The sequence below is a fragment of the Saccharothrix sp. NRRL B-16348 genome (assembly GCF_001280085.1).
Lineage (GTDB): Bacteria > Actinomycetota > Actinomycetes > Mycobacteriales > Pseudonocardiaceae > Actinosynnema.
This window is the reverse complement of sequence record NZ_LGED01000244.1, coordinates 163487-174144: the sequence shown is the minus strand read 5'-3', so window position 1 is coordinate 174144 and position 10658 is coordinate 163487. Positions and strand designations below refer to the sequence as shown.

Genomic DNA, 10658 nt, shown 5'->3' with positions numbered 1-10658 from the left:
GGCGGGTGGTGTCGGTGGGGAGGCCCAGTTTCAGCTTGCCGTAGGTCTCGAAGAGGCGGCGGGAGACGATGGCGTGTTGGGCGGCTGCGTGGGCGTCTCGCAGGCAGCGCTGGAGCGGAGAGGATTCGAAGACCGAGGTGCCCCCGCCGATGTCGAACGCGAGGCGGGCGATCGACGCTGATTCCGTCGCGGCGTGGGAGCACGCCAGGCGCAGGCGTGCCCGGTCCTGCGGTGTGCTCGGCTGTCCCGCCACCGCCGACGCCCACCGGGCCGCCACCTCGCTGTGCAGGAACGCCCGCGCGGCCGACAGGCGGGCCTCGGCCACGCCGAGGTCGCGTTGGGTGTCCGAGTGCTCGGCCGGCAGGCTCTGGCCGAACGGCGGGGTCTTGGTCACCGCCAGTGCCTCGACCTCTTCGACCGCCCGTGCGGCGATCCCCAGGCACACCGCCGCCACGCCGACGGCCAGGAACGCGAAGAACGGGAACGTCGGCAACGGTCCGGGCACCTGCACGGCAGGCGGCCACACCTGGCGGCGTGCCGGGACGAACGCGTCCGCGACCTCCCACTCGTGGGACTCGGTCGCACGCAGGCCGGTCGCGTGCCAGGTGTCGTGCACCGTCACGTCGACCGACGGGAAGATCATGAGCCGGGGGCCGTCCGCGGTCATCGCGCCGCCGACCACCCAGTCGCACAGCGGCACCGCGCTGCCCCAGCCCCACCGACCGGTCACCTGGTGGCCGCCGTCCACCGCGACGGTCCGGCCCATCGGGGCGGCCGTCCCGGCGATCACCGACTTCGGCGAGCCGAACACCTCGGCGGCCGCGTCCGGCGGCAGGTACCAGGCCAGGGACGACGTCGCGCTGGTCGTCATCGCGGTCCACCCGGCCGACCCGTCGGCACGGGCCAGGTCCTCGATCGTCGCCACCCACGACGGCAGGTCGACCTCGCCGCCGCCGAGGGAGGCGGGCGCGAGCATCCGCGTCGCGCCCGCCTCGACCAGCGCCGCCACGACCGCCGGGGAGAGCCGGCGGTCGCGGTCGGCCTTGGCCGCTTCCGCTCTGATCAGGGTCCGCATGCCCCGATCATGCCGCGCGGACTCACGCGACGGTCCACTTCTGGTTGGCGGTCCCGAAGCAGGTCCACAGCTGCAGCCGCGTGCCGTTGGCGGAGCTGTTGTTCTGCGCGTCCAGGCACTTGTTCGCCTGGATGTTGACGATGTCGTTGGCGCCGCTCACCGCCCACTTCTGCGCGCCGGTCCCGTTGCAGTCCCACAACTGGACCAGCGTGCCGTCCGCCGTGCCGCCCGACGCCGCGTCCAGGCACTTGCCGAGCGCGCGGATCGTGCCGTCGCCCGGGCGTGACCACTGCTGGGCGGCGGTGCCGTTGCAGTCGTACAGCTGCACGGGCGTGCCGTTGGCGGAGTTGCCGCCGGCCACGTCCACGCACTTGCCGCCGACGCCGGTGATCCGGCTACCGGCGGGCGGGTTGCCGTCCAGGGTCGACACGCGCACGTAGTCGATCACGAACTGCTGCGGGAACGTGGTGGTGGCGTCCGGGTAGCCGGGCCACTCGCCGCCGACCGCCAGGTTCAGGATGATGAAGAACGGCTTGTTGAACACCCACTGGTTGCCGCCGACGTCGGCGGGCGTGCGGCGCTGGTAGACGTTGCCGTCCACGGACCACGCGATGCCGGTGGGCGACCACTCGATGGCGAAGGTGTGGAAGCCGTCGGCGAAGTTCGGGCCGTTGTAGGCCATGCCGATGCCGCCCGCGCCCGAGTAGCCGGGACCGTGGATGGTGCCGTACACGGTGTCCAGGTCGTGGCCCAGGAACTCCATGATGTCGATCTCACCGCTGTTCGGCCACGGGTTGCCGGAGTTGATGTCCTGGCCGAGCATCCAGAACGCGGGCCAGATCCCCTTGCCGCGCGGCATCTTCATCCGCGCCTCGACCTTGCCGTGGGTCGTGGTGAACTTGCCCGCAGTGTTGATCCGGGCCGAGGTGTACTGGCACCGCCCGTACCAGCAGTTGTAGTTGCCGGGGTTCTCCTTGCGCGCGGTGATGACGAGGTTGCCCGCGCCGTCCATGGCCGCGTTGCCCGCCGACGTCGTGTAGTACTGGTGTTCGCGATTATTGCCGTTGTTGTCGCCGACCTCGGTGTTCCACTTGGCGGCGTCGGGCCGGGTGCCCGCCGAACCGTTGAACTCCTCGGCGAAGGTCACCGCCATCGCGCCCACGTCGGCGGCCGGCGCGGCTTGCCCAGCCGGTGCGGCGAAGCCGCTGAAGGCGAGCGCGACCGCGCTCAGCACCACTCGTGTCCTCATCGACACTCCCTTCACACTCTGGCGGCGGCCGGTCCAGAAGTTACTGCATGGGCTTGAATCAAGTCACGATGAAAGTGCGGAGGCTTTACTGTCGGGTCATGCCGGGACACCCACCGGCCCGACGAGGAGGTCGACACCCGATGGCCATGCTGCGCAGCTACGTGTCAGGTCGCTGGCACGCCCCGACCGTCGAAGGAGCGCCGCTGCACGACGCGGTGACCGGCGAGGAGATCGCCCGGATCTCGTCGCAGGGCATCGACATGGCGGCGGCGTTGGACCACGGCAGGCGCGTCGGCGGACCGGCGCTGCGGGAGCTGACGTTCCACCAGCGCGCGGCCCTGCTCAAGGCCCTCGCCTCGCACCTGCGGGAACACCGCGACGAGCTGTACGCCCTGTCCGCCCGATCGGGCGCCACCAGGACGGACTCGCTGATCGACGTGGACGGCGGCATCGGCGTGCTGTTCGGCTACGCGAGCAAGGCCAAGCGCGAGCTGCCCAACGACAAGGTCTACGTGGACGGCAACGTCGAGCCGCTGAGCAAGGGCGGCACGTTCGTCGGCCAGCACGTCGCGACCCCGTTGCGGGGCGTGGCCGTGCAGATCAACGCCTTCAACTTCCCGATGTGGGGCCCGCTGGAGAAGTTCGCGCCCGCGTTCATCGCCGGCGTGCCGTCGCTGATCAAGCCCGCCTCGCAGACGGCCTACATCACCGAGAAGCTGGTCGAGCTGATGCTCGCCTCGGACCTGCTGCCGGAAGGCGCGCTGCAGCTGGTCACGGGCAGCGCGGGCGACCTGCTCGACCACCTGACCGGCCAGGACCTGGTCGGCTTCACCGGCTCCGCGTCCACCGCGCAGGTGCTGCGCACCCATCCGACCGTGGTGCGCAACAGCGTGCGCTTCAACGCCGAGGCGGACTCGCTGAACTGCTCGATCCTCGGCCCGGACGCGGTCGAGGGCACGCCCGAGTTCGACCTGTTCGTCAAGCAGCTCGTCAGCGAGATGACGGTCAAGGCAGGCCAGAAGTGCACCGCGATCCGGCGCGCCCTGGTACCCGCCTCCCTCGTGGACGCCGTCGCCGAGGCCGCCACCGCGCGCCTGGCGAAGGTCGTGATCGGCAACCCCGCGAACGAGAGCGTGCGGATGGGCGCGCTGGCCGGGCTGGAGCAGCGCGAGGAGGTCCGGCGGTCGCTGAAGGCGCTGCTGGAGGTCGGTGACGTCGTCTACGGCTCGCTGGACCGGGTGGACGTGGTGGACGCCGACGCCGAGCGCGGCGCGTTCCTGTCGCCGGTGCTGCTCAAGGCCGACCCGGACCACGCCCAGCCGCACGAGGTGGAGGCGTTCGGGCCCGTGTCGACGCTGATGGCCTACCGCGACGCCGAGCACGCGGTCGAGCTGGCCGCACGGGGTGCGGGCAGCCTGGTCGGCTCCGTCGTCACGCACGACGCCGACTTCGCGCGTGACGTGGTGCTGGGCGTGGCGCCGTGGCACGGCCGCGTGCTGGTGCTGGACCGCGACGACGCCAAGGAGTCCACCGGCCACGGTTCGCCGCTGCCGATGCTGGTGCACGGCGGGCCGGGCCGGGCGGGCGGCGGCGAGGAGATGGGCGGCATCCGGGGCGTCCTGCACCACATGCAGCGCACGGCGGTGCAGGCCAGTCCGCGGGTGTTGAGCGCGGTCACCGGGCGGTGGGTGGCGGGCGCGCCGCGCACCGAGTCGGACGTGCACCCGTTCCGCAAGTCGTTGCGGGAGCTGAAGGTCGGCGACACGGTGGTGGCCGGGCCGCGCGCGGTCACGTTGGCCGACATCGAGCACTTCGCGGAGTTCACCGGCGACACGTTCTACGCCCACATGGACGAGGAAGCCGCGGCGGCGAACCCGTTCTTCGGCGGCCGGGTCGCGCACGGGTACCTGGTGGTGTCGTTCGCGGCGGGCCTGTTCGTCTCGCCCGAGCCGGGGCCGGTGCTGGCCAACTACGGGCTGGAGAACCTGCGGTTCCTCACGCCGACGTTCCCCGGCGACGAGCTGACCGTGACGTTGACCGCGAAGCAGATCACGCCGCGCGAGGACCAGGAGTACGGCGAGGTCCGCTGGGACGCCGACCTGGTCAACCAGAAGGGCGAGTCGGTGGCCAAGTACGACGTGCTCACGCTGGTCGCCAAGCAGTAGGCGGTTCCACCAAGTGGACGCGCGTCGGTCCGATCTCCCGGAACGGGAACAACCGACGCGCTCCACCTGGTTGGCGCGAGAGGAGAACCGAGCAACACCCGATATCGAGGAGCACCAGAGGTGTCTGAGACCTTTTCGCTGGGCGGGGACCTGACCGTCAACCGGCTCGGCTACGGCGCGATGCGGCTCACCGGTGAGGGCATCTGGGGGTACCCGGCCGACCGCGACAACGCGATCGCGCTGCTGCGCCGGGTGGTCGAGCTGGGCGTCAACTTCATCGACACCGCGGATTCCTACGGCCCGCACATCAACGAGGAGCTGATCCGGCAGGCCCTGCACCCGTACGCGGACGACCTGGTCATCGCGACCAAGGGCGGCCTGCTGCGGACCGGCCCGAACGAGTGGCCGATGCTCGGCAAGCCCGCCTACCTGCGGCAGGCCGTCGAGACCAGCCTCCGCCGGCTCGGCATCGAGCGCATCGACCTCTACCAGCTGCACCGCGTCGACCCGGACTACCCGCTGGAGGACCAGGTCGGCGAGCTGCGCAAGCTGCAGGAGGAGGGCAAGATCCGGCACATCGGGCTGTCCGAGGTGGACGTCGACCAGCTCGAGGCGGCACGGGCGGTCGCGCCGATCGTGAGCGTGCAGAACCTGTACAACCTGGCCAACCGCGGGCACGAGGCCGTGCTGGAGCGCGCCACCGAGCTGGGCATCGCGTTCATCCCGTGGTTCCCGGTGGCGACCGGCGAGCTGGCCCGTCCGGGCGGCGTGCTCGACGCGGCGGCCAAGGAGCACGGCGCCACGCCCGCGCAGCTCGCGCTGGCGTGGCTGCTGCGCAAGTCGCCCGTGGTGCTGCCCATCCCCGGCACGTCCTCGATCGCGCACCTGGAGGAGAACGTGGCGGCGGCGCGGATCGAGCTGACCGACGAGGAGTTCGAGAAGCTGTCCGCGCTGGCCTGAGCGCCGCGAGCCGCCGACGGCCGCCGCGAGCGCGGCTACGCCGGGTCGAACGCCCGCCGTTCGACCCGGCGTCGCAGGTTCTCGGGCAGGTCGTCGCCGGCCGCCAGCAGACCCCGCAGCAACGCCGGCTCCAGCGTCAACGCGCGGAACGCGAGCGCGATCGTGACGTCGTGGTCGGGCCGGTGCTCGATCGTGACCTCGTCACCCGCAGTGATCGTGCCGGGCTCCAGGACGCGGAAGTACGTGCCGGGAAGCCCACGTCGAGTGAACGTTTTCACCCACCTGTCCTCCTCCATCACCCCGGCGAACGTCCGGCACGGCACGCGCGGCGCGGTCGCCTGGAGCAGCACCCCGCCGATCCGCCACCGCTCGCCGATCCGCGCACCGCACACGTCGAGGCCCACCGTGGTCAGGTTCTCGCCGAACAGCCCGGGCCGCAGGTCGTCACGACCCAGCTCCACCGACCACGTGTCCAGGTCCTCCCGCGCGTAGGCGTAAACGGCCTGGTCACCGCCACCGTGGTGGCGCCCGTCGGAGATGTGGTCGCCGACGACGCCGCTGCCACCCGGACCGGGTGCGCGGACGTCCACGGGACCGGGCACCGGGCGCTTGCCGATACCGGTGTGGCCGACGTCGGCCTGGTCGAACTCGACGCGGGAACCGACGTTGACGGAGAGCACGTGAGGCATGCCCACGACGGTAGCCGAGGCACTTTCGGGGTTCGCACTCCTTATCGGTCGCCGGTGGGGGAGGATGGCGTTGTTCACCGTCCGTGGGGGGAGACATGCGCAGGTCCGTCGTCGCGTTGGTGCTGGCCGGGGTCGCACTGGCGGGCTGCGCGGAGCGGACAGCCCTGCCGGCCCCGACCCTCGGCCCGGTGGTGGACGACAGCGCCACGTTGATCACGAGCCTGGCCGCCCGCGCCGACGAGCAGCGGTCCGTCCGGTTCGAGGCCGAGACCACGATGACCGGGCTGCGCGTCACGCTCGACGGCGGCCTGCTGCGCGCCCGTGAGGGCAGGCTGGTGTCGTTGCGGCAGGACTCGTCCACCGAGGTGGTCGTGCTGGCCGACGCCGGCTACTCCCGCGCCGACGGCGGCACGTGGACCAGGCTCGACCTGGCCGACCGCGCGCCCGTGCGGGCGGACACCACGGTCGCCGGCCTGGCCGACGAGGTGGACCCGGCGTCGGTGGTCGAGGCGCTGGCGGGCAGCCTGCTGGTGAAGAAGGTCGAGGAAGAGCTCGACGGCGTGCCGACGCGCCGCTACACCCTGCTGGTCGACCTGCACCAGCAGGCGGAGCGGACGATCGACAGCTCCCAGCGCGCCCAGCTGATGGCGGCCTACGAGTCGGGGTTCACCGCGTCCGCCACCGTGTGGGTGGGCCCGGGTGACCTGCCGGTGCGGGTGGAGCAGGTGCTGAAGACGTTGGAGGACAACGTCTTCCAGCGCACCCTGCACCGCTTCACCGACTGGAACGCCGACATCCGGGTGTCCGCGCCCACCTCTTAGCGCCAGGCCCTAGCAGGTGCGCTTGGCCCGCTCGATGTCCGTGGTCAGCGCCGGGCGGCCGTCGACCTCGCTGTCCGGGTTCGGCACGATGCCGCCGGCGGCGACCTTGTCCAGGGTGGCGAGCCCGGCGGGCGTGATGCGGCCGAAGACGGTGTAGTTGGGCCGCAGCACGGAATCCGACGTGACCAGGAAGAACTGGCTGCCGTTGGTGGCCGGGCCCGCGTTGGCCATGGCCAGGGTGCCGCGCGGGTAGACGCGGCGCAGGCCCGTCGGGTCGTTCGGGGCGGGCTCCAGGTCGGTGGGCAGCTCGTCCTTGTACTTGTAGCCCGGACCGCCCTCACCGGTGTCGGACGGGTCGCCGCACTGCAGCACCTTCAACGTCGGGTACGCCGTCAGCCGGTGGCACGTCGTGTCGTCGTAGAACTTCTTCCGCACGAGGTGCAGGAAGCTCTGCACGGTGCACGGCGCCTGCGCGCGGTCCAGCACGAGCGGCACGGGGCCCTGGTTGGTCTCGAGCAGCACCTCGGGGTGACCGCGGTCGGGCGTGTGCCGCGGGTCGGGCGGCAGCGGCACGGGGCGGGCGGCCGGCTCGTCGGGCGTCACCGTGTAGGCGCACGGCCCGCGAGTCGTGTCCGTTGCTCCGGCCTCCGGTGCTTCGGGGGAGGCCTGCGCCACCCCGCCGCCAAGAGCCATCATCAGCGCCACTGCCACCAGGATTCTCACCGCACCAGGTCTAACGGACCGGCCACCGCCTTGCTAGGGCCGGTCGGCGGGTCCGAGCGACGCGGCGAACGCGCTCAGCGACTCCCGGTCCGGCTGCGCGGTCTTCGTGATCAGGCTCGCCACGTGCTTCTCCACCGTGCGCGGCGAGATGTGCAGCCGGGTGGCGATCGCCTTGTTCCCCAGGCGGCCCGCCAGCAGCCGGAACACCTCGAACTCCCGCACGGTCACGCCCAGCGCCCGCAGCTCGCGCGGCACCTGGTCGGACCCGGTCCGCCGCTGCGGCACCGACGCGCCCACCTGCCGCAGCAGCCCGCGGCACGCGCTGGCCACGGCGGCGTGACCGGCCTGGTGGAAGTACTCCTCCGCGCCGCGCAGCCAGGCGATCGGCTCGCCCCACCCGTCGGCCACCGCCGCCTCGGCCACCAGCCGCAGCCCCAGGTGCCTGGCCAGCGGGTGGATCGCCGCCGCCTCGCGGCCCGCGCGCACGGCCTGCGCCGCCTCCGCGTCCCGGCCGAGCCTGCCGAGCAGCACGGCCAGGGCGAACTGCGCGAACCCCCGGTTCCAGCGCATCTGCGCCGCCGCCGACCGCGTCACCACCCGGTAGGCGTCCAGGTCCAACGCGCCCGACACCGCGTCCAGCAGCAGCTTCAGCCCGTGCCTGCCGGACAGGTGGTACACGGTCGGCGTCTCCGCTTCGTACGCGATCGCCCGCGCCAGGTCGTGCCCGGCCGCCGCGCGGTCCTCCTCCAGCAGCGCGCAGAACGCCCGCGCCAACCCGAAGCACAGCGGCCGTTCCTGCGAGCCGACGCCGCCGACCTCGTCGAACGCCTCGATCGCCGCGTCCATCTCGGCCCGCCTGCCCTGGTGCGCCGCCGCCGTCGCCTGCGCCATCAACCCGTACAGGGTCAGGTTCCGCAGCTGCAGCCGCCGGGTGTCCGCGACGATCCTGGTCAGCCGCTCGGCCGCGGCGTCGAACTGCCCGCGCAGCACGGCGTCCAGCCCGAGGATCGAGTCCACGTTGTAGGCGACGCTGATCGCGCCGATCAGCAACGCCTCCTCCCGCGCCTCGGCCAGCTCCGCCGCCTTGCCCTCGGCGAGCCAGTCGAGCCCGGCCTGCCGGATCACCGCGTACGCCCGCTGGATGGGCAGCCCGTGCTCCTCGGCCAGCGCCCGCGCCCGGCTGAAGCACTCGGTCGCCTCGGCCAGGTCGCGGTCGCGCGCCAGCACGCCGAGCAGCTGCCACGTCTCGCAGCCCACCTCGGGCAGCGGCACCCGCTTCGCCGCGTCGGCCGCGCGCCTGGCCAGGAACTCGGCCGACTCGATCCGGTCCGGCACCTCCAGGTTCAACGTCAGGAACGCGGCCACGGCGTCGAGCCGCGCGGTGTGCTCGTCGGTCGCGTCCGCGCCGAGCAGCGCGCGTGCCGTGTCTACGTGCGCCATGCCGTCGGTCCACCGGCCCGCGGTGTTGGCGACCTGCGCCAGCTTGGTGTGCAGCTCGGCCCGCCGGACCCGGCCCAACCCGGCCGCGCTCAGCTCGGCCACCGCGTCGACCAGCGCGAACGCCCGCTCGAACTGGCCGGCCTCGGCGAGCGCGGGCAGCAGCGAGTCCAGCACGTCGGCGCGGACCGTCACGTCCACCTCGCTCGCCAGCAGCCGGTGCGCGTGGTCGAGCAGCCGCACCGCCGACCCGGCCGCGCCGTCGGCCAGCGCCCGCCGGCCCGCCTCCGCCAGCAGCGCGCCCGCCTCCGCGGTCTGCCCGGCGTCCAGCCGCAGCGACGCCACCAGCGCGCACCACTCGCCCGGCAGGCCGGGGTGCAGCTCCCGCACGGCGTCGGCGGTCCGGCGCGCCAGCTCCGCCCGGTGCGGCGGCGGCAGCTGCGCCAGCAGCGCCTCGGCGGTCAGCGGGTGCCGGAACGCGTACCAGTCGGGCACCGGCTCGTCCGGTGTGACGAGCTGCGCGGCCACGCCGGCGTGCAGGTGCGACAGCAGGGCCCGGTCGTCCATGCCGGTCACCCGCCGCAGCACCGACAGCGGGAACCGGTGGCCGAGCACGGCCGCCACCGACAGCACCTCGCGACCCTGCGGACCCAGCCGGTCGGTGCGGTGCGCGATCAACCGCACCAGCGCCGACGGGACGTCGATGCGCAGTTCGCCGAGCACCTGCCAGCCGACCGGCCCGCGCACCAGCAGGCCGCCGTTCACCAGGCCGTGCAGCATCTCCTCGACCACGAACGGGTTGCCCGCGCTGTCGGCCCACAGCCGTCGCACGACCTCGGGCGGCACCTCGTGGTCCTCCGCCTCCAGGCACAGGCCCACCATCCGGCGCACCTGGCGTTCGTCCAACCGGCGCAGCTCCATCAGCACGCCCGCCTGCCGTTGCGCGGCCAACCGGACCACGTCCAGCGTGGGGCCGGGGTCGGCGCGCGTGGTCACCAGGAGCGCGGCGGGCGCCTGGTCGAGGTTGTCCACCAGGTAGTCGACGACGGCCAGCGTCTCGGCGTCCGCGTCGTGCAGGTCCTCCAGCACCAGCAGGCACGGCTGCGTGCGGCCGACGACGGCCAGCAGCCGCAGCACGGCCTCGGCGAGCACCAGCACGGAGTGCGCGGGCCGCTGCTCCTCGGTGCCCCACTCCGGCGCCAACCTGCCCAGCGCCGACTGGTACGGGCCCAGTTCGCGCAGGTTGAGGCCGTCTCCCGCGCGCAGCAGCGACATCAGGGCCTCGGCCAGCGGCCGGAACGGCACGATAGGCCCGATCGTGCTCCCGCGACCGCGCAGCACCCGCATGCCGCGGTCGAACGCGGCGCCGGCGGCGAAGCGCGCCAACCGGGTCTTCCCGATGCCCGGCTCGCCGACGAGGAACACGGCCCGGCCCCGGTGGGCGCCGGCGTCGGCCAGCATGCGGTCGAGCACGCGGAGTTCTTCGTCGCGGCCGACCACGACCGGCGCGCGGGTGTGCATGGGCCGACCTTAGTCAAG

Annotated in this window: 8 protein-coding genes; 3 read left to right on the top strand and 5 right to left on the bottom strand. The window is 73.0% G+C overall.

Annotated elements, in window-relative coordinates:
• Both ADK67_RS39820 and ADK67_RS39815 read right to left on the bottom strand, forming a co-directional pair.
• The coding region (locus ADK67_RS39820; RefSeq protein WP_053721742.1) for an acyl-CoA dehydrogenase family protein at positions 1-1075 on the bottom strand (1075 nt) is incomplete at its 3' end.
• A 22-nt stretch (positions 1076-1097) separates the two neighbouring features.
• Positions 1098-2324 (bottom strand): glycoside hydrolase family 16 protein, encoded by a 1227-nt coding sequence (locus ADK67_RS39815; protein WP_053721772.1) that lies wholly within the window; start codon positions 2322-2324, stop codon positions 1098-1100.
• A 140-nt stretch (positions 2325-2464) separates the two neighbouring features.
• On the opposite strand from ADK67_RS39815, the gene paaZ reads away from it, so the two are divergent.
• Positions 2465-4489: a phenylacetic acid degradation bifunctional protein PaaZ gene (gene paaZ, locus ADK67_RS39810; RefSeq protein ID WP_053721741.1), complete on the top strand. Its 2025-nt coding sequence runs from the start codon at positions 2465-2467 to the stop codon at positions 4487-4489.
• 120 nt (positions 4490-4609) lie between these two features.
• Positions 4610-5449 carry an aldo/keto reductase gene (locus ADK67_RS39805; RefSeq protein ID WP_053721740.1) on the top strand — a complete coding sequence of 280 codons (840 nt, stop codon included), beginning with the start codon at positions 4610-4612 and terminating at the stop codon, positions 5447-5449.
• A 35-nt stretch (positions 5450-5484) separates the two neighbouring features.
• Here the strand turns inward: ADK67_RS39805 and ADK67_RS39800 are convergent, their stop codons facing one another.
• On the bottom strand, positions 5485-6138 hold the full coding sequence (locus ADK67_RS39800) for an MOSC domain-containing protein (RefSeq protein WP_053721771.1): 654 nt from the start codon (positions 6136-6138) through the stop codon (positions 5485-5487).
• A gap of 95 nt (positions 6139-6233) precedes the next feature.
• On the opposite strand from ADK67_RS39800, the gene ADK67_RS39795 reads away from it, so the two are divergent.
• A complete protein-coding gene (locus tag ADK67_RS39795; protein ID WP_053721739.1) occupies positions 6234-6959 on the top strand; it encodes a hypothetical protein in 726 nt (241 codons plus the stop codon).
• A gap of 9 nt (positions 6960-6968) precedes the next feature.
• Here the strand turns inward: ADK67_RS39795 and ADK67_RS39790 are convergent, their stop codons facing one another.
• On the bottom strand, positions 6969-7655 hold the full coding sequence (locus ADK67_RS39790; protein ID WP_053721770.1) for a peptidylprolyl isomerase: 687 nt from the start codon (positions 7653-7655) through the stop codon (positions 6969-6971).
• Positions 7656-7715: 60 nt separating this feature from the next.
• A complete protein-coding gene (locus ADK67_RS39785) occupies positions 7716-10640 on the bottom strand; it encodes an AAA family ATPase (protein ID WP_082404504.1) in 2925 nt (974 codons plus the stop codon).
• Between the last annotated feature and the right edge of the window lie 18 nt (positions 10641-10658).